The sequence below is a fragment of the Cellulomonas sp. FA1 genome, from assembly GCF_000986825.1.
GTDB classification, from domain to species: Bacteria; Actinomycetota; Actinomycetes; order Actinomycetales; family Cellulomonadaceae; genus Cellulomonas; species Cellulomonas iranensis.
Window position 1 is genome coordinate 3,094,240 of the sequence record NZ_LBMY01000001.1, and the last position, 19,185, is coordinate 3,113,424.

Annotated in this window: 17 protein-coding genes; 4 read left to right on the plus strand and 13 right to left on the minus strand. The window is 74.9% G+C overall.

Annotated elements, in window-relative coordinates; genetic code table 11:
- Positions 1 to 47 precede the first annotated feature (47 nt).
- Genes GY42_RS13915 through GY42_RS13930 form a run of 5 tightly spaced genes read right to left on the minus strand, consistent with a single transcriptional unit; the run spans position 48 to position 3,055 of the window.
- Positions 48 to 305: a helix-turn-helix transcriptional regulator gene (locus GY42_RS13915; protein WP_046529780.1), complete on the minus strand. Its 258-nt coding sequence runs from the start codon at positions 303 to 305 to the stop codon at positions 48 to 50.
- Between the two features lies 1 nt (position 306).
- Positions 307 to 1,167 (minus strand): ABC transporter permease, encoded by an 861-nt coding sequence (locus GY42_RS13920; protein WP_046529781.1) that lies wholly within the window; start codon positions 1,165 to 1,167, stop codon positions 307 to 309.
- Positions 1,164 to 2,069, minus strand: a complete 906-nt coding sequence (locus tag GY42_RS13925; protein WP_201775281.1) for an ABC transporter ATP-binding protein — start codon at positions 2,067 to 2,069, stop codon at positions 1,164 to 1,166. Before GY42_RS13925 ends, GY42_RS13920 begins: the two co-directional genes overlap by 4 nt.
- Before the next feature lie 47 nt (positions 2,070 to 2,116).
- Entirely contained in the window at positions 2,117 to 2,254 is a 138-nt protein-coding gene (locus GY42_RS19505; protein ID WP_160309424.1) for a hypothetical protein, read from the minus strand.
- A 42-nt stretch (positions 2,255 to 2,296) separates the two neighbouring features.
- Positions 2,297 to 3,055, minus strand: a complete 759-nt coding sequence (locus GY42_RS13930) for a DUF1266 domain-containing protein (RefSeq protein ID WP_046529783.1) — start codon at positions 3,053 to 3,055, stop codon at positions 2,297 to 2,299.
- Between the two features lie 114 nt (positions 3,056 to 3,169).
- Between GY42_RS13930 and GY42_RS13935 the strand changes: the two genes are divergently transcribed.
- Positions 3,170 to 5,686, plus strand: coding sequence for a tetratricopeptide repeat protein (locus GY42_RS13935; RefSeq protein ID WP_046529784.1), 2,517 nt, complete (start codon positions 3,170 to 3,172; stop codon positions 5,684 to 5,686).
- 19 nt (positions 5,687 to 5,705) lie between these two features.
- Here GY42_RS13935 and GY42_RS13940 read toward each other — a convergent pair whose 3' ends face one another.
- Entirely contained in the window at positions 5,706 to 6,128 is a 423-nt protein-coding gene (locus GY42_RS13940; protein WP_046529785.1) for a VOC family protein, read from the minus strand.
- 186 nt (positions 6,129 to 6,314) lie between these two features.
- On the opposite strand from GY42_RS13940, the gene GY42_RS13945 reads away from it, so the two are divergent.
- Entirely contained in the window at positions 6,315 to 7,919 is a 1,605-nt protein-coding gene (locus tag GY42_RS13945) for a methyl-accepting chemotaxis protein (RefSeq protein WP_046529786.1), read from the plus strand.
- A gap of 51 nt (positions 7,920 to 7,970) precedes the next feature.
- Positions 7,971 to 8,396, plus strand: a complete 426-nt coding sequence (locus tag GY42_RS13950; RefSeq protein WP_236686795.1) for an SRPBCC family protein — start codon at positions 7,971 to 7,973, stop codon at positions 8,394 to 8,396.
- A gap of 85 nt (positions 8,397 to 8,481) precedes the next feature.
- Here GY42_RS13950 and GY42_RS13955 read toward each other — a convergent pair whose 3' ends face one another.
- The 7 genes from GY42_RS13955 to GY42_RS13985 all read right to left on the minus strand — a co-directional run bounded on the left by GY42_RS13955 (position 8,482) and on the right by GY42_RS13985 (position 17,211).
- Positions 8,482 to 9,666 (minus strand): glycoside hydrolase family 1 protein, encoded by a 1,185-nt coding sequence (locus GY42_RS13955; protein WP_046529787.1) that lies wholly within the window; start codon positions 9,664 to 9,666, stop codon positions 8,482 to 8,484.
- An 11-nt stretch (positions 9,667 to 9,677) separates the two neighbouring features.
- Positions 9,678 to 10,601 (minus strand): alpha/beta fold hydrolase, encoded by a 924-nt coding sequence (locus tag GY42_RS13960; protein ID WP_052748405.1) that lies wholly within the window; start codon positions 10,599 to 10,601, stop codon positions 9,678 to 9,680.
- Positions 10,598 to 12,271: an ABC transporter ATP-binding protein gene (locus GY42_RS13965; RefSeq protein ID WP_046529788.1), complete on the minus strand. Its 1,674-nt coding sequence runs from the start codon at positions 12,269 to 12,271 to the stop codon at positions 10,598 to 10,600. Before GY42_RS13965 ends, GY42_RS13960 begins: the two co-directional genes overlap by 4 nt.
- The gene (locus GY42_RS13970) at positions 12,268 to 13,221 is read right to left on the minus strand and encodes an ABC transporter permease (protein WP_046531015.1); all 954 of its coding nucleotides are present in this window, start codon (positions 13,219 to 13,221) and stop codon (positions 12,268 to 12,270) included. Before GY42_RS13970 ends, GY42_RS13965 begins: the two co-directional genes overlap by 4 nt.
- 5 nt (positions 13,222 to 13,226) lie before the next feature.
- Positions 13,227 to 14,207, minus strand: coding sequence for an ABC transporter permease (locus tag GY42_RS13975; protein ID WP_046529789.1), 981 nt, complete (start codon positions 14,205 to 14,207; stop codon positions 13,227 to 13,229).
- A 78-nt stretch (positions 14,208 to 14,285) separates the two neighbouring features.
- Entirely contained in the window at positions 14,286 to 15,938 is a 1,653-nt protein-coding gene (locus GY42_RS13980; protein ID WP_046529790.1) for an ABC transporter substrate-binding protein, read from the minus strand.
- A gap of 73 nt (positions 15,939 to 16,011) precedes the next feature.
- The gene (locus GY42_RS13985; protein ID WP_082131569.1) at positions 16,012 to 17,211 is read right to left on the minus strand and encodes a LacI family DNA-binding transcriptional regulator; all 1,200 of its coding nucleotides are present in this window, start codon (positions 17,209 to 17,211) and stop codon (positions 16,012 to 16,014) included.
- A 323-nt stretch (positions 17,212 to 17,534) separates the two neighbouring features.
- On the opposite strand from GY42_RS13985, the gene GY42_RS13990 reads away from it, so the two are divergent.
- Positions 17,535 to 19,136: a methyl-accepting chemotaxis protein gene (locus GY42_RS13990; protein WP_046529791.1), complete on the plus strand. Its 1,602-nt coding sequence runs from the start codon at positions 17,535 to 17,537 to the stop codon at positions 19,134 to 19,136.
- Positions 19,137 to 19,185: the final 49 nt, after the last annotated feature.

Genomic DNA, 19,185 nt, shown 5'->3' on the forward strand with positions numbered 1-19,185 from the left:
GCTACGTCGCGTGCCGTCGCCGCCCCGGGACGTCCCGGCCGTCGGGCTCACGACCCGATCCGTGGGAACGGCTCGAGCGAGAACGCGACCTCGACGGGGACGTCGAAGAACGCGGCGATGCGCAGCGCGAGGTGCAGCGACGGGCTGTACTCGCCGCGCTCGAGGTACCCGACCGTCTGGTAGTGCACGCCCAGGGCCTCGGCGAGCTCGCGGCGGCTGACGCCGCGCTCGGTGCGCAGCACGGCGATGCGGTTGTGGACCGTCTCGGCCGCGGTGGTGCGGCCCGGCGTGGGTTCGCTCGCCACGTCAGCCGCGCTGCAGGAAGGCGTGGAGGCGGTCGGCCAGCGCGCCCGCGGTCTGGCGCGCGGCCGTGCGGCGCAGCACCGCGGGTGCGGCAACGAGGCCGACGACGGCCCAGGCGAGCAGCACGAGCGCCGCGATCTCGGGGTGCCACGCACCGCCGACCTCGAGCCCCTCGGCGCCCGGCGGCAGCGTGGTGGACCGCAGCCCGTGCGCGAGCCAGTACAGGGGGAACACCTGCACGACGCCGCTCGCCCACCCCGGGACCGTCTGGGGCCCGAACACCCCGGAGACGGCCGACAGCGCGACGACGGGTGCCATGACGAGCAGCAGCACGCGGGTCGTGCGGCCGGCCAGCGCGCCGCCGACGATCCCGACGGGCAGCGTCGCGAGGGTCCCGAGCCCGACCCAGCCGACCAGGGCGGCCCATCCGGCGCCGCCCTGGTGCATGGGGTCGCCGAGCAGGAGCGCCCACGGCGCGAGCAGGATGACGAACATGGGCAGCGCGCCGAGCACCTGGGCGAGCACGACGCCGACCGTGTACGTCGTGGTGCCGCGCGGTGTGGTGCGCAGCCGCAGCACGGTGCCGTCCTCGACGTCGGCGGACAGCGCGAACGCGGGGCCCATGACCATGCCGAAGACGACGACGGCCGCCACGATGCCGGGCATCGCGAGGTCGGGGAGCGTGGCGCCGCCCGCACCGGGGACCTCGACGTGCCGCTGCGTCACCAGGTAGACCAGCAGCGCGACGCCGATGACGAGGTTCCAGGCCATGTCGTCGGGTGCGCGGAGCATGTTGCGGAAGTCGGCGAGGCCGCGGCGCAGGCCGAGGCGGACGGCGTGGACGCGGGGCGTCGGCGTGCTCATCGGGTGACCTCCAGCGGCTGGCCGGCCTCGTGGCGGCGGACGATCTCCAGGTAGGCGTCCTCGAGGCTCGCGTGCGCGACCTCGAGGTCGGTGACGTCGGGCGTGGTGGCGAGCAGCTCGCGCGTGAACGCCACGGGGTCGTGCGTGCTGTGCACGTGCCGCTGCCCGCCGCTGGCCCAGCGCACCTCGGACGGGCCGGCGACGTCGCGCGCGACGGCGGCGGGGCTGCCGTCGGCGACGATCCGGCCGCCCGCGAGCAGCAGGATGCGGTCGGCGACGTTCTCGGCCTCGGCGAGGTCGTGCGTGGTGAGCAGGACGACCGTGCCGTCGAGGTCGACGACCTCGTGCACGAGCTCGTGGAACTCGCGGCGGGCCGCGGGGTCGAGGCCCGCCGTGGGCTCGTCGAGGATCAGCAGGTCGGGGCGGCCGGCGAGCCCGACGGCGACGTCGAACCGGCGGCGCTGCCCGCCCGAGAGGGTCGCCATGCGCTGGTCGGCGACGTCGGTGAGACCGACGCGCGCGAGCAGCTCGTCGACCGGGCGGGGGCGCGGACGGGCGGGCGTGCCGTAGGGGCGGTACGCGTCGGCGAGCTGGCCGAGGAGCTCGCCGACCCGCCAGCGCCGGTGGTCGCGCCACGACTGCAGCACGACGCCGATGCGCGCGCGCCACGCGTCGTCGCCGCGCTCGGGGTCGACGCCGAGCACGCGGACGTCGCCCGCGTCGCGGCGCCGGAAGCCCTCGACGATCTCGACGGTCGTGGTCTTGCCGGCGCCGTTGGGGCCGAGCAGCGCGACGACCTCGCCCTGCGCGACCTCCAGGTCGATGCCGTCGAGCACGGTCCGGTCACCGTAGGCCTTGCGCAGGCCGGCGACCGCGATGGCGGGGTCTGCTCTGTGTCCCATGTAGTACATGTACTACATGGGATCGTAGGTCCGCTACCCCAGCGGGCTCAGAGGATCCCGGACGCGACGCGTCGCAGCAGCGCGTGCACGGCCGGCCGCCACTCCTCGCCGTACGTCGCGACGAGCCAGGTGCCCACCGCGACCAGCACGAGCGTCACGAGCAGCAGCCCGAGCCGGCGGCGCACGTCAGCGCACCCCCGGCCCGGGGCGCCCGCGGCGGGGCGGGGTCACCAGCGGACCGTCAGCCACGGCGAGTCCTCCTGCTCCAGCAGCGAGCGGGTCGCGCTGGTGAACTTGCCGATCTCGGAGTCCAGCGGGTCGCGCATGTTCGACGCCTTCCAGAACGCCCGGCCCACGCAGAACGCGTCGCCGAAGTCCTTCCACGACGCGTACGCCGGGCGCGCGAGGTCCACGGCCTGCGCGATCGCCGCGTACGCGCGCGCCTCGTCGACGAACCCCGCGTCGACCAGCAGCCGGCTCACGTGCACGACGCGCGCCGCGTCCCACGCGACGATCGACGCCGGCAGCGGGTCGACCAGCTCGCCGTGCCCGCCGACCTTCGCCGCCGCGAGCCACCCCAGGTACCACTCGCGCGCCCTCGCGCCGTCGAGCCCGCGCGCGGCGGCCTGCGCCGCGACCTCGTCGGCCTTGGCCTCCGACTCGCGGCGGCCCAGGCGCTGCTCGAACGTCGCCTCGACCGCGGGGCCGACCACCGCGTAGTACCCGCGGTGGCCCTCGGTCAGCAGGAACGCGTACGTGTCCTCGACGTCCTGCGGGCCGTGCACGTCCCACGCGCCCGCGAGGAGCTTCGCGGCCGTGCGCTGGTCGGCCTCCATCGTGAGCGCGTTCATGGGCAGGCTGCCCTCGGCCGCGTACACCGCACCGAGCGCGAGGCCGCGCTGCTCGGCGTCCGAGAGCGGCCGCGCGCCCTCGAGCGTGTGGAACGACGACGAGAAGAAGCTCTTGAGGGACGACAGGAATCCCACGGGGTACCTCCGGGGCGGCGGGTCAGGACGGGTTCGTCCCGATCGTGCCGCGCGCGCTCGGAGCCGCCCGAGACGTCCGAACGAACCCGAACGTCCGATGACTAGTCTCGACCGGTGACCTCTCCCGTCGTCCCGGGCGACCCCCGTGGCTGGGACGACCTGACGAGCGCGCTGCGTGCCCTGCGCGCGCATGCGGGGTCGCCGTCGTTCGCGCAGCTCGTGCAGCGCGTCGAGCGCGTCCGCGCCGCGCGCGGCGTGCCGCCGGGCGAGCGGCGCCCGGGCCGCGTCACGGTCTACGACGTGTTCCGCGACGGCCGCGCGCGGCTCGACGTCGAGCTCGTCGTCGACGTCGTGCGGGCGCTGGGCGGTGACGAGGACGACGTGCGGGCGTGGCGTGCCGCGCACGCCGCCGTCGCGGGGCGTGCGGCCGACGCCCGCCCGACCACGGCCCGCGCCGCCGCGCCCCGCACCGCGCTGCGCCCGCTGCCCGACGAGCCCGCCGTTCTCACCGGACGTGCCGCGGAGGTCGACGCGCTCACGGCCGCGTGGGACGCGGGCGAGGTCGCGGTCGTCACCGGCATGCCCGGCGTGGGCAAGTCCGCGCTCGCGCACGCCGCGGCGCGCACGTGGGCGGCCGGCACGGGCCGCCCCGTGCTCGTCGTGCCGACGCCGGGCGACGGCGTCGAGGCGCGCGATCTGCTCGCGGACCTGCCCGGACCCGCCGGTGCAGTCCGCGGCGCCGCCGCACGCCCGGGCGCCGGATCGCGGGACGCCGCGTCCGGTGCGCCGGCGCCGCGCGGGCTGCTGCTGGTCGAGGACGTGCCCGACGCCGACGTCGTGCGCGCCGTCGCCGACGCGGCCCCCGGGTGGGCCCTCGTCGTCACGTCGCGCCGCGCGCTGCCCGAGGTCACGGGCACGCACGTGCGCGTCGAGCCGCTGCCTCCCGACGCCGCGGTCGGCCTCATCGCCGCGGTCGCGGGCCGCGAGCGCGTCGCCGCCGAGCCCGACGCGGCGCGTCGCGTCGCGACCGTCTGCGAGGGGCTGCCGCTCGCGCTCGTCGTCGCCGCCGGGCGCATCGCCGGGCAGGAGTCCTGGTCGCTCGCCGACCACGCGCGGCGCATCGAGGCGTCGGCGCACGCGCTGCCCGCGCTCGACACCGCGTACGACGCGCTCGCCCCCGACGAGGCGCGCGTGCTGCGCCGCGTCGCGCTGGTGCCCGCGCCGCTGCCGCCCGTGTGCGTCGCGCTGCTGACCGGGGCCGACGAGCCGTCGGTGCGCGACCTGCTGTCGGGGCTCGACGACGTGCACCTGGTCCGCACGGGCGCCGACGGTGCCGTGCACCTGCACGCGCTGGTCCGGCGGTACGCCCGCGAACGGGCCGACGTCCTCGACGCGCACAGCGACGTGGTCGCCGCCGTACGGCGGCTCGGCGCGTGGCTGGCCGAGCGCGCCGCGGCCCGCGTCGCCGTGGTCGCGCCGCACGCGGCCGACACGCCCGCTACCAGGGAGGACGCGGCGGACGACGACGCCGTCGCGGCCGCGCACGCGTGGCTCGAGACCCACCGCGCGGCGTGCGTCGCGACGGCGCCCCTCGCGGCGGACCTCGGGCTGACGGACGTCGCGCAGGGCCTGTCGGACGCGCTCGGGCCGTGGTTCGACATGGTCGCGCGCTGGCGTGACGCGCTCGTGGTGCACGGCGCCGCGGCCACCGGCGGGGACCCCGCCGCCGTCGCGCGCGCGTGCCGCGACCTGGGCCGCGCGCACGAGCGGCTCGGGCACTACGACGAGGCCCTCGCGCAGCTCGTGCGCGCCGCCGAGTCCGGGCACGACGCGCGCCCGGGGCAGACGTTCAACCGCGTCGGCAACGCCGAGAAGCGCCTCGGGCGGCTCGACGCCGCCGCGGCCGCGTACGCGCGCGCCGAGGAGGCCGCGCGGCACGGCGGCGACGCCGTGAGCGAGGGCCGCGCGGTCGGCAACCGCGCCGACACGCTGCGCCTGCTGGGCCGCTACGACGAGGCGTGCGACGGCTACGCGCGCGCCCTCGCGCTGAGCGAGCGCGTCGGCGACCGCAACAACGCGGGCATCGTGCGGCTCAACCACGCGACCATGCTCGAGACGCTGGGCGACCTGCCGCGCGCGCGGACCGTGCTGGGCGCCGCGCTCGACGACGCGCGCGCGATGGGCGACGCGAGCCTCGAGGCGGCCGTGCGGACCGCCCTGGCGAGCGTCGAGCTCGAGGCCGGCGACCCGCACGCCGCCGTGGCCCAGGTGCGGGCCGCGCTCGCCGGGCGCGCCGACCTCGAGGCCGCGGTCGGCGCCGAGGCGCGCGCCCTGCTGGGGCGGGCGCTCGTCGCCACGGGGGACGTCGACGCGGGCCGCCGCGAGCTGCTCGCGGCCCTCGAGGCCGGCCGCGCGGCGCGCGTGCTGCTCGTGCAGGGCACGGCCGCGCACGCGCTCGGCACGCTCGACCTCGCCGCGGGCCGCTCAGACGACGCGCGGGCGTGGTTCACGCTCGCGCTCGACGTCGGGACGCGGATCGGCGTCGCGGCGGACGTGACCGCCGCCCGTGACGGGCTCGCGGCCGTCGCGGCGCTGCGCGACGGCGGTGCGGGCGCCGAGCGGTCGTCCTGACCGTCGGGCGCCGCGCGGCTCAGCCCCGCGGCTGCCCCGCCACGTTGACCAGCCACGTCGTGCCGAACCGGTCGGTGACCTGCCCGAACTCGTCACCCCACGGGGCGACCGCCATCGGCATGACGTCGCTGCCGCCGTCCGCGAGCCGCGCGAACGCCGCACGCAGCGTCTCGGCGTCCGCCGCGTCGCCGAACAGCGCGACCGCGCCGGGTCGCTCGGGCGCCGGCATCGACGCGGGCGTGTCGGACGCCATGAGCGTCCCGCCCCCGGGCAGCTCGAGCTGCGAGTGCATGACCTTGCCCGCGTCGGCCGGGTCGGACGCCATGCCGAACTCGTCGAACGTGCTAGACGTGGCGGCGCCGCCGAAGACGTCGGCGTAGAAGTCCATCGCCGCGCGGGCCTGGTCGCGGAAGCCGAGGTAGGGGCTGAGGCGTGCGGTCATGGTCGGTCCTCCCGAGGGTGCGTGCCGGTGCCGGTGCCGACCCGCCGGGCCGTGCGGACTCATCGGGCCGCGCGGCACACGGGTGCACCTTCACCCGGTCCCTCAAGGTGTATCGATCACACCCGATGCTGAGGGCAGCGTGTCGGCGACCAAGGACGGTCGTGCGCAAGACCAAGGAGGGTTCTCATGGCCGGTGTCCCACGGGCCAGGGTGACGACGACGCCGTGGCGCTGGTTCGTCGACCGGTCGCTCGGCGTGAAGATCGGCGCGTGCCTCGCGCTGCTCGCGCTGGTGGTCGTCGCGGTCGCGGGCGTCGCGACCGCTCGCATGCAGGCGCTCGCGGGCGCCCAGACGCGGCTCGAGCAGGAGGCCATCGGCCCGCTGCGCGGCGTGTCCGACCTGCAGCGCGCGTTCACGGCCGTGCGGCTCGGCAACGTGCGGCTCATGACGGTGGCCGAGGGCGAGCGCCCGGCGACGCTCGACGCGATCGCGGAGTCGCGTGACGCGGTCGGCACGCTCACGGACGAGCTGACCGCCACGGACCCCGACCGCGGGGAGCGCCTCGAGCTCGCGATCCAGCCGTACCTGGACCTCACCGACCGGTACCACGAGATGGTCGCGATGGACGACCCGCGCGCACCGGTCTTCCTCAACGACGACCTCGTGGTGCGCGGCACCGACGCCGACGCGGAGATCGCGGCCGTCGTCGAGGAGCTCAACGCGCTCGCGGGCGACTCGACCGCCGCGACGTCGCGCCTCGTGGGCACGTCGGTCGTGGTGCTGTGGGTCGTGGTCGCGGGGGCGCTGCTGCTGGCGGCGGGCGTCGCGGTCGTCACGGTGCGCCGCATCCTGCGCTCGGTGCGCGGCGTGCAGGACGTCGTGGTCGCGATGGCGGCGGGCGACCTGACGGTCGAGGCACCGGTGCACGAGCGGGACGAGCTGGGTCGCATGACGGCGGCGCTCACCGAGGCGCAGCGGTCCCTGCGCGAGACGCTGGCGGGCGTGGTCGAGGGCGCGCAGACGGTCGCGGCGGCGACGCAGCAGCTGTCGGCGTCGTCGACGCAGGTCGCGTCGGCGTCGCGCGAGACCGAGCAGCGGGCGGGTTCGGTGGCCGCGGCCGCCGAGCAGGTGTCGCGCAACGTGCAGGCCGTCGCGGCGGGCACCGAGGAGATGGGCGCGTCGATCCGGGAGATCGCGCAGAACGCCGCGGAGGCGGCGCGCGTCGCGGGGCAGGCCACGGACGCCGCGAAGACGACGAACGAGCAGGTCAGCCGCCTGGGCGAGTCGAGCCAGGAGATCGGGAACGTCGTCAAGCTCATCACCGGCATCGCCGCGCAGACCAACCTGCTGGCGCTCAACGCGACGATCGAGGCGGCCCGCGCGGGCGAGGCGGGCAAGGGCTTCGCGGTCGTCGCGGGGGAGGTCAAGGAGCTGGCCTCGGAGACGGCCAAGGCGACCGAGGACATCGCGCGGCGCGTCGAGGCCATCCAGGGCGACACCGCCGGGGCCGTCGCGGCCATCGGCGACATCTCGCGCATCATCGCGGCGATCAACGACTTCCAGCTGACCATCGCGTCGGCCGTCGAGGAGCAGACCGCCACGACGACCCAGATGTCCCGGTCCGTCACGGAGGCCGCGACCGGCTCGGGCGACATCGCCGGCACCATCACCGGCGTCGCGACCCAGGCGACGTCGACCAACGAGGCGATGGACCAGGTCACGACGTCCGTGGCCGACCTGGCCCGGATCGCCGCCGACCTGCGCACCCGGACGGCGCGGTTCACGTACTAGGGGTTCACGTACGAGGGGGCGGCGCCGGTACCGGGTCGGTAGCGTGCTCGCGTGCTGCGCGACTCGGTGACGGTGGGGACGAGGGTCGACGCGTCCCTCGACGTCGTCTGGCGACTCCTGACGGTCGGGCGGGACGCGTGGTGGCGCGAGATGCGCTTCGACGCCGTCGTCGGCTCGCCGCTCGTCGAGACCTGGACCGAGGACGGCGTCGAGGCGACGGCCACGGGCCGCGTGACCCGGTGCGAGGCGCCCCGGCTGCTCGCGTTCGCGTGGGCCGAACCGACGTGGGACGGCCCGCTCGAGGTCGTGATCCGGCTGACCGCGGCAGGGACGTCCACGGTGGTCGACCTGACCGAGACCGGGTTCGTCCGCGCACGGACCCCGCGCTCGCTGCCCGACGAGCACGAGCAGGGGTGGGGCTACCACCTCGCGAGGTGGAAGCGCGCGAGCGAGGGCGGCGACGTCGACGGACGGTGAACGCTCGCGGTGAGCGCAGGCCTGCAAGAGACGCCGACGCCGGCGCACGGGAGGGGTGGCCCGTGCGCCGGCGTCGTCCCGACCGTCAGCGGACGGTCAGGGCGTTCGCCCGCGCCTGCTCGCCGAGCCACGCCAGACTCGGCTTGGGGCGGCGCTCGAACGTCTCGGGGTCCCAGCCGACCAGGCCGAACGTGGGACGGAAGCCGCTGGCCCACTCGTAGTTGTCGAGCAGGCTCCAGTGCAGGTAGCCCTCGACCGTGACGCCGTCGGCGATCGCCGCGTGCAGGTGCGTGAGCGCGGCCTCGGTGTAGTCGATGCGGCGCGCGTCGTCGGCGGTCGCGATGCCGTTCTCGGTGACGAACACCGGCACGCCGCCCGTGAGCTCCCACGCCGAGCGCACGCCCTCGGCCATCGCCGGCGGGTAGTACTCCCAGCCCGTGAGGGTCGTCTCGACGCCCTCCGGCACCTGCCGCGGGCCGTCGGGGCCGATGATCGTGCGCGTGTACGCCTGCACGCCGACCCAGTCGTCGCCCTTCGACATCTCCAGGTACCAGTCGTCGCGTGGGTAGCCGTACGCGTGCTTGACGTCCTCGCAGCCCGGCTCCGCCTGGAACGCCTGCGTCGCGATCGTCCAGCCCGACCGCACGCCACCGACGCCTGACAGCACCTCCTGCGCGCGGTGGTGGCACTCGAGCAGCGTGTCGGCCACCGCGAGGTCCGGCGCGGGCAGCCCGTACGCGACCAGGTTCGCCGGGTCCTCGCCTCCCGCGATCATCGCCGCGATGTTCGGCTCGTTGATCGTGCAGACCCACTCGACGTCGTCGCCCAGCACGGGCAGCGCCGCCTCGACGTACCGCGCGAACCGGTCCGCCGCGTCGGCGGCCCGCCACATGCCCTCCTGGTAGAACCAGCGCGGCACCGTGAAGTGCATGAGCGTGACCATGGGCGTGACGCCCAGCTCGAGCGCCGTCTCGACCATGCGCCGGTAGTGCGCGACCTCGGCGCGGGACACGAAGCCCTTCTCGGGCTCGATGCGCGCCCACTCGATGCTGAACCGGTACGTGTCCAGGCCCGCGTCCTTGAGGAGCCGCATGTCCTGCGCGTAGCGGTGGTAGGAGTCCGCGGCGTCGCCCGACGGCTCGACGATCGTCGTGCCGGCCGCGTGCTCGCGCACCCACCAGTCGCTGTTGACGTTGTTGCCCTCGATCTGGTGCGCGGCGGTCGCCGCGCCCCAGCGGAATCCGTCGGGGAACTGCAGGGTGTGTGCCACAGGGCTGTCCTTCACTCGGTTGCAGGGCGGGAGGACCAGAAGCCGACCAGCAGGTCGGCCGTGGCCTCGGGGGTCTCGAGGTTCGGCGAGTGCGCCGCGCCGGGCAGCACCGCGTAGCGCCCGCCCACCTGCTCGGCGGTGCGGCGCTGCCACGTCTGCGGCCAGGCGACGTCGTCGTGCTCGCCGTGCGCGACCAGCACCGGGAGCCCGGTGGCGGCCAGCGCGGGGGTGACGTCGGCGGGGTCGGCGAGGATGTCGATCGCCGCGACGAGCTGCGCGGTGCTCGTGGCCCGTGAGCGCTCGCGGTGGAACGCGGCCTCGGGGTCGAGCTCGACCGGCTCGCCCTGCGCGAGGCGCCAGGCGAGGTCGGGGTTGTCGAGGGTCCACAGGTCGGCGGCGCCGCCCGCGGCGAGCAGCCGCGCGCGCAGGTCCGCCTTGCGGCCCGGCCAGCCGTGCGGGCCCGAGCACAGCAGCGTGAGCGACCGGAACGCGCCCGGGTGGTGCACGGCGGCGGCGGCCGCGACGGTCCCGCCGAACGAGTGGCCGAGCAGGTGCACCGGGGCCCCGAGCAGCGCCGCGACCTCGTGCACGTCCTCGACCAGGCGGTCGAGCGCGTAGTCGGCGGTGCGGGGGAGCGCGCCGGAGTCGCCCTGCCCGCGCTGCGAGATCGCCCACGCGTCGACGCCCTGCGCCGCGAGCAGCGGCAGCAGCACGCGGTGGTCCTCCTTGGACCCCGTGAACCCGGGCACCAGCAGCGCCGTGGCGCGGACCTCGCCCGCGGGCCGTGCGCGCAGCGCGGTCAGCTCGACCTCGGACAGCCGCAGCCGCAGCGGCTCGACGCCTGCGGGCAGCGCCAGGCCGCCGAACGGCCGCCCGGGCGTGACGACGCCGGTGCCGGGCACGACGTCCGGTCGGACCTGCTCGGGGGCCGTCACGACGCCTCGAACCGTCGGGCGGGCTGCGGCACGGCGGCCAGCAGGCGGGTCGTGTAGTCCGCCTCGGGGAACCGCAGCACGCGCACCGTCTCGCCGCGCTCCACGACCTTGCCGTGGTGCAGCACCATGATCTGGTCGGCGATGACGCGCGCCGAGAGCAGGTCGTGCGTGATGTAGAGCAGCGAGACGCCGGTCTCGCGGCGCAGCTCCTGCAGCAGCGCGAGCACGCCCGCGCGCAGCGACACGTCGAGCATCGACACGGGCTCGTCGGCCACCAGCACCTGCGGGTCCGACGCCAGGGCGCGCGCGATGACGACGCGCTGGCGCTGCCCGCCGGACAGCTGGTGCGGCAGCTTGGCGGCGAACTGCTCGACCGGGGTCAGTCCCACGGTCTCCAGCAGCTCGAGCACGCGGGCCCGCGCGGCCTCGCCGCGCAGGTCGGTGAAGTTCTCGACCGGCCGGGTGAGCGTGTACTCGACCGTGCTCAGCGGGTTGAGCGCCGAGTACGGGTCCTGGAACACCATCTGCACGTCGGCGTGCAGGCGGCGCAGCTGGCGGCGGCGCATGCGGTCGACCCGCTGGTCGCCGAACCGCACCGTGCCGCTCGTGGGCCGCTCGACGCCCGTGAGCAGCTTCGCGATGGTCGACTTCCCGGAGCCGGACTGGCCGACGAGCGCGAGCGCGCCGCCCGGCTCGAGCGTGAACGACACGTCGTCGACGGCCGTGACGGGCTGCTCGCCGCGCCGCGGCGCCGGGTACACCTTGGACACGTGCTCGACGACGACCGCGTCGCGCGCGGCGCCGGCGTCGGACCCCGCAGCGGTGCCGCCCGTGGACGCCGCCGCGTCGACCGTGCGCGAGCTCAGGCCCGGCAGCTCGACGACCTCGGCGCGCGGGTCCGCGTAGTGCGACAGCAGCATCCGCGTGTACTCGTGCCGGGGGTTGCGGTACAGCTCGCGTGCGGGCGCGTCCTCGACGATCCGGCCGTCGTGCATGACCGCGACGCGCTCGGCGGACTCCAGCACGACGCCGAGGTCGTGCGAGATGAGCACCGCCGTGAACCCCTCGGCCTTCTGCAGCTCGCGGATCGTGTCCATGACGGCGTGCTGCACCAGCACGTCGAGCGCGGTGGTCGGCTCGTCGAACACCATGAGCCGCGGCTCGAGCGACAAGGCGAGCGCGATCGACACGCGCTGCCGCATGCCGCCCGACAGCTCGCCGGGGTACCGGTCCAGGACGGTCGCGGGCAGCTGCACCTTGTCGAGCAGCTCGACCGCGCGCGCACGCCGCCGGGGCGCCGGCACGTGCCCGTGGGCAGCGAACACGTCGGCGAAGTGGTGCCCGACGGACCGCACGGGGTTGAGCGCGTTCATGCCGGACTGCAGCACCATCGCGAACCCGCCGCGGCGCTGCGCGCGCAGCTCCTCGGCGCCCATGCCCGCGATGTCGGTGCCGTCGAACACGATCCGCCCCGACGCGATGCGCGCGGGCGCCTTGGCGAGCCGCGTGATCGCGAAGCCGAGCGTCGACTTGCCCGAGCCGGACTCGCCGACCAGGCCGACGAACTCGCCCTGCTCGAGGCTGAGGCTGACGCGGTCGACGGCGGTCGTGGGCTGCGCGCCGCGCGGCTCGTAGACGACCGTGAGGTCCTCGATCTGCAGCAGGCTCATCGGCCGGTCCCTTCCCGCAGGCGCGGGTTGGACAGGCCGTCCACGCCGAAGTTCACGAGGGTCATGGAGGTGGCGAGCAGCGCGATGCACAGGCCGGGTGCGAACAGCAGCACCCACTGGCCGGTGAGGATCGCCATGGAGTTCTGGGCCCAGAAGATCATCGAGCCCCAGCTCACGGTCGACATGTCGCCCAGGCCGAGGAACGACAGGCCGGACTCCGCGAGGATCGCGGCGGTCGCCGCGCCGAAGAACGACGCCGCGATCATCGACGTCATGTTCGGCAGGATCTCCCGGAACACGACGCGCGCCGGGCGCTCGCCCGAGAACACGGCGGCCGTGACGAAGTCGCGCGAGCGCAGCGACCGGGTCTGCGAGCGCAGCACGCGCGCACCCCACGCCCACCCGGTGAGCACGACGACCAGGATGATCATCGGCAGCCCGCCGTTCTGCAGGTACGCCGCGATGATGATCATGAGCGGCAGGCCCGGCATCACGAGGAACAGGTTGACCAGGAAGTTGACGACGTCGTCGCCCCAGCCGCGCAGGTAGCCCCACGACAGGCCGATGACGACCGCGACGAGCGTCGACAGGCCGCCGGCGACGAAGCCGACGAGCAGCGAGATCCGCGCGCCGTAGATCACCTGCGAGAGCACGTCCTCGCCGTTGCCGGTGGTGCCGAGCCAGTGCGCGGCGGACCCGGCCTCGTTGCGGCCGAACGAGTCGTCGTGCGGGCCGTACGGCGCGAGCACGGGCGCGAGGACGGCCATGAGGACGAACGCGCCCAGCATGACGAGCCCGACGCGGGCCTTGGGGTTGGCCCACACGGTCGCGAACCCGCGGCCCACGACCTGGAAGAAGCGCCCGGTGCGGGTGCGGCTCGTGCGGCGCGGCGGCCCGGGGACCACCTGCGGCTCGGTGCCCGCCGCGGTCACGGCTGTCGGTTCGGTCATGTCGCTCACCGCCTCGTCCGGGGGTCGAGGACGCCGTAGAGGATCTCGACCAGGAAGTTCGCCACGAGCACGCTGACCGTGATCATGAGGAACAGCGCCTGCATCAGGGGGAAGTCCTGGTTGGTCACGGCGTTGAACAGCAGGTACCCGACGCCCGGGTAGTTGAAGACCTGCTCGACGAGCAGGGACCCGCCGACCACGCCGCCGAGGGCCATGCCGAAGCCCGTGAGGTTCGGCAGGATCGCGTTGCGGGCGGCGTAGCGCAGCGCCACGGTGCGGCCGCGCAGGCCGTTGGCCTCGGCGAACGTCACGTAGTCCTCGCCGAGGGTCGTGATCATGGTGTTGCGCATGCCGAGGATCCAGCCGCCGAGTGACGTCAGCAGGATCGTGAGCGCGGGCAGCGCCGCGTGGTACAGCGCGTCGCCGACGAACTCGGCGGAGAACGTGGGGACGGCGGTGGCCGAGTAGGCGCCCGACGTCGGGAACCAGCCGGCGACGTAGCCGGCGAAGAACAGGATGAGCAGCGCGGTCCAGAAGTAGGGGAACGCGGACAGGAAGCTGCCGGTCATGGTCGGCACCGAGTCCATCCAGGTGCCGCGCCGCCAGGCCGCGCCGACCCCGATGAGCGTGCCGAGCACGAACGCGACGACCGTCACGAGCCCGACCATCACGAGCGTCCAGGGCAGGGCGGCCGCGACCAGCTCGGAGACCTGCTGCGGGAAGAACGTGTACGAGACCCCGAAGTCGAGGGTCAGGACGTTGTGCAGGTAGCTGACGTACTGGTCCCACAGGTTGCCGTCGGGCAGGCCGAGCTGCACCTCGATGGCGCGCTGCACGGCGGGGGAGACGGGGCCGTTCTGGGACAGCCGGGCGATGGCGGCGTCGGCGGGCGAGCCGGGCATGAGCCGCGGCAGCACGAAGTTCAGCGTCACCGCCGCCCACAGCGTCAGCAGGAGCAGACCGAGCTTGCGCAGGGCGTAGCGCACCGGAGCCTCCTCGTGTCGGGTCGGGTGGGTCGTGCGGGGGGTGCCCGGGCGCGTCGTGGCCGCGCCCGGGCACCGCCGTCAGGAGGCCGGCTCGAGGCTCGTGAGGATGAGCAGCGGCGTCTGGTCCCACGTCTTGGGGGACGCGTACGGGTTCTCGGCGCTGGGCCAGCCGGTGAACGACTTGGTGGAGAACAGGCCCCACGACCCGCCGTAGAACAGGGAGATCATCGGCAGCTGCTCGTAGGCGATGGTCTGCAGCTCCTGCGCGATCTCGGCCTGCCGCGCGTCGTCGACGGTGACCTTGAGCTCGTCGAGCAGGGCGTCGGCCTCGGGCGACTGGAACCGCCCGAAGTTGCCCGAGGCGGTGGTGCCGACGTCCTGGTAGAACCGCGCGCCCATCATGCCGCTGAAGTCCTGGTACGGCTGCCCGGTGCCGCCGACGGTGCCCATGACCATGTCGAACTCGCCCGAGCGCATCTCGCGCTGGTAGGCCGCGGGCTGCGGCTGGACGACCTCGACCTCGATGCCGAGCGCGCCGAGCTGCGTCTTGACCTGCTGGACGCCCTGCAGCCAGTCGGACCAGCCGTTGGGGGTCGTGATCCGGATGGTCAGCTGCTGGCCGTTCGCGTCGACCATCTTGCCGCCGGACTGCGTGTAGCCCGCGGCGGCGAAGTGCGCGAGCGCCGCGTCGGTGTCCTGCTCGACGACGCCCTGGTTCGGCAGGTCGGGGTCGAGCAGCTTCTCCTGCGCGGGGAGCATGAGGCCGCTCTGGCTGGCCTGGTCGACGTAGCCCTGCTCGGCCTTGTCGGCGATGGCCTGCTTGTCGAGCGCGGCCGCGATCCCCTTGCGGAAGTCGAGGTTGTCGTACGGCGCCTTCGTCATGTTGGGGATGAGCGCGATGGTCGCGCCGGCCGGGTACCAGTACGTGTTGTGCTCGGGGTCGGCCTTGACCCAGGTGTCCTCGACGTCGCTCATGAACGCGTAGGCCCAGTCGTAGCCCTTGTTGACGATGTCGAGCTCGGAGTTCGCGGCGGGCTGCACGAGCCGGTCGGCGGCGACCTTGTCGGCCTGCCAGTAGGTCTCGTTCTTCACGAGCGTGTACTGGTTGGGCGTGAACTCGCCGAGCGTGTAGGGGCCGGTGCCGACCGGGTCCTCGTTGGTGAACGTCACGGGGTCGTCGACGTCGGCCCACAGGTGCTCGGGGACGATCATGGTCTGCGCGATGATGACGGCGCCGGGCACGTCCTCGCTGGACAGGTGCACGATCACGTCGGACCCGTCGGCCTCGACCGAGGCGATGTGCTCGCCGACGCCGCGCAGGTCGAGCTGCGGGTGCTGCAGCAGCAGGTCGAAGGTGAAGACCACGTCGTCGGCGGTGAGCTCCTCGCCGTCGGACCAGGTGACGCCGTCGCGCAGGTGGAAGACCACGGTGCTCGCGTCGGGCTGCTCGTAGGACTCGGCGAGCCAGGGCGTCTCGTCGCCGGACATCTCGTTGACGATCACGAGCGGCTCGTAGATGTAGCTCGCGGTGTTGCGCTTGTTCGACGAGTACGGGTTGAAGTTCCGCTCGAAGGTCGGCGAGCCGTTGTCGGCGCCGATGAGCATCGAGGTGGTGCCGTCGGCGGCGTTGCCGCCGCCCGAGGTCTGGACCGGGGCCGCACAGCCCGCGGTCACCAGCACGGCCGCGGTCGCCAGGGCCGTGGCGGCCTGGGTCCAGCGCGAGCGGGTCATGAGTCGTTCTCCTCCACGTCGAGGACGGCCGGTGGGCCGTGCGCCGGGGGTGCGCGCGGTCGACTGTATGCGCTTACATCGGACACGGCAACACCTCCCGCCGGCGCACCCCGGCGGCGTCAGCCGGCCGGGGAGCGACGGCCGCGGCCGGGCCCGGGGTCGCGCGCGCGGTGGGAGCGCACCCGCACGACCTGCGCAGCAGCACCCGCACCGGCAGGTTCAGCGTCGCCGTCGGCAGGCTCGGGTCCGCCATCCGGCGCCGCAGCCGGTCGACCGCCGCGCGCCCCAGCTCGACCATCGGCTGCCGCACGGTCGTCAGCGGCGGCGACGCGGTCAGCCCCGCGTCGATGCCGTCGAACCCGGTCAGCGCGACGCGGCCCGGCACGTCCACGCCCGCGGCCGCGAGCTCGTCCAGGAACCCGAGCGCCGTCTGGTCGTTCGAGCACACGAGCGCGCGCGGCAGGTCGCCCGCGGCGAGCAGGCGCCGCGCGAGCGTGCGCGCCGTCGTCCGCGTGAAGTCGCCGCGCGCCGCCGGCGCGTCGGGCACGGGCAGGCCGGCCTCGGCGAGCGCCGCGCGGAACCCGAGGAAGCGCTCGGCGTCGTCGGGGGAGTCCGCCGAGCCGCCGACGAACGCGAGGTCGCGCAGCCCGTGGTCGGCCACGAGGTGCGTGGTCAGCGCGCGCATGCCCGCCGCGTTGTCGACGCTGATGTGGTCGTGCGGGTCGCCGTCGATGCCGGGCCCCGCCATGACCACCACCGGGATGCGGCGCGCGATGTGCGCCAGCACGTCGTCCGGCACCGTCGCGGACAGCACCGCGAGCCCGTCGACGCGCCCGGCCAGGTCCGACACCGTCGCCGCCGACGCGGGGCCGCGCGCGACCGCGATCATCACCGCGAGCCCGGTGCGCCACGCCTCGAGCTCGGCGCCGCGCATGACCTCGCCCATGTACAGGTTGCCCGGGTGCACGTCGGGCGCCTGGCCCGTGTCGACGACCACCTCGACCGCCTGGCCCGCGGGCACGGGCGCCGGGACCGACGCCGGGTCGTCGATGCCGTCGACGTCGGGGAAGCACAGGCCCAGCACGCCCGTCTGGCGGGCCGCGAGGCCGCGCGCCGCGCCCGACGGCACGTACCCCAGCTCCTGGATCGCGGCGTGCACGAGCGCACGCGTCTCGGGTCGCACGTCCTCGGGGCGGCGCAGCACGCGCGACACCGTCGCGGTCGACATGCCGACGTGCCGGGCGACGTCGTACACCGTGGGGGTCTTCGGCACTGGTCCTCCCTTGCCCTGTCCCGGGCGCGTCGTCGCGCGGACGTCGCGCGGCCCGTGCGGGCGGCGACGGCCCGCGCCGCGTCCGCCGGCGGGCTCCGTCGCACCGGCGGCCCGGGGGACGGGCAAGCGTCAGGGTGCCACGGCCGGGCGCGTCGTGCGGGCGGTGGTGCGCGGGCCGGCCCGGAGCCTCGGGACGCCCCACGTCCCTGACCTGCGCAGACGGTGCGCGACCCACTCGTGGGACGAGATTTTGATCGAACGCTCAAATCACGACGAGGCCGCCCGATGGTGAAGGAGACCCGTCGTCGACCGAGGAGCACCCGATGCCCGACCTGTCCGCCACGAAGAAGACGACCTCGTGGAGCTGGTTCGTCGACCGTCCGCTCGGGCTCAAGATCGGCGCGTGCCTCGCGCTCCTCGCGCTCGTCGCCGTCGCGGTCGCGGGCGTCGCCACGGCGCGGATGCAGGCGCTCGCCGCCGCGCAGACCGCGCTCGAGTCCGAGTCGATCGACCCGCTGCGCGACGTGTCGAACCTCCAGCGCGCCTTCACCGCGGTGCGGCTCGCCAACGTCCGGCTGCAGGTCAACACCGCCGACGAGCGCCCGGCGACGCGCGCGAAGATCGCCGAGGAGCGCGAGACCGTCGCGCGCGTCCAGGCCGACGTCGCCCGCGACAACCCCGACCTCGCGCAGCGGCTCACCGCCGCGACCGAGCCGTACATGGTCCTCACGGACCGCTACCTCGACATGGTCGACGCCGACGACCCGCGGGCGCGCGGCTACGCCAACCAGGACCTCGCGCAGCAGGGCGTGGCCGCGGACGCCGAGATCGCGACGGCCGTCGAGGAGCTCAACGCCGGCGCGGTCGAGAGCACCGCGCGCAACGTCGCGCTCGTGCGGACCTCGGTGCTGGTGCTCTGGGGTGTCGTCGCGGGAGCTCTGCTGCTGGTGACCGTCGTCGCGGTCGTCACCGTGCGGCGCATCCTGCGGTCCGTGCGCGGCGTGCAGGACGCGGTCGTCGCGATGGCGGCCGGCGACCTCACGGTCGAGGCGACCGTCTGGGACGACGACGAGCTGGGCCGCATGACGGCGGCGCTGACCGAGGCGCAGCGCGCGCTGCGCCAGACCCTCGCCGGGGTCGTCGAGGGTGCGCAGACCGTCGCCGCGGCGACCGAGCAGCTCTCGGCGTCCTCGACGCAGGTCGCGTCCGCGTCCCGCGAGACCGGTGAGCGCGCCGGGTCGGTGGCGGCCGCGGCCGAGCAGGTGTCGCGCTCGGTCCAGGCCGTCGCCGCCGGTGCGGAGGAGATGGGCGCGTCGATCCGCGAGATCTCCCAGAACGCGTCCGAGGCCGCGCGCGTCGCCGGGCAGGCCACGGACGCCGCGAAGACGACGAACGAGCAGGTCAGCCGACTGGGCGAGTCGAGCCAGGAGATCGGCAACGTCGTCAAGATGATCACGAGCATCGCCGAGCAGACCAACCTGCTCGCGCTCAACGCGACCATCGAGGCGGCCCGCGCGGGCGAGGCCGGCAAGGGGTTCGCGGTCGTGGCCGGCGAGGTCAAGGAGCTCGCGCAGGAGACCGCGAAGGCCACCGAGGACATCGCGCGCCGCGTCGAGGCCATCCAGGGCGACACGACCGGCGCCGTCGACGCGATCGGCGACATCTCGCGCATCATCGCGGCGATCAACGACTACCAGCTCACCATCGCCTCGGCCGTCGAGGAGCAGACCGCGACCACCGCCGAGATGTCCCGCTCGGTCGCCGAGGCCGCCACCGGGTCCGGTGACATCGCCGGCACCATCACGGGCGTCGCGACGCAGGCGTCCTCGACCAACGAGGCCATGGACCAGGTCGCGACGGCCGTCGCCGAGCTGGCCCGGATCGCGGCGGACCTGCGGGCCCGCACCGCACGGTTCACCTACTGAGCCGACGACGGTGCGAGGGCGTCTGCACCCATCCCCCCGCGGGGCGTCC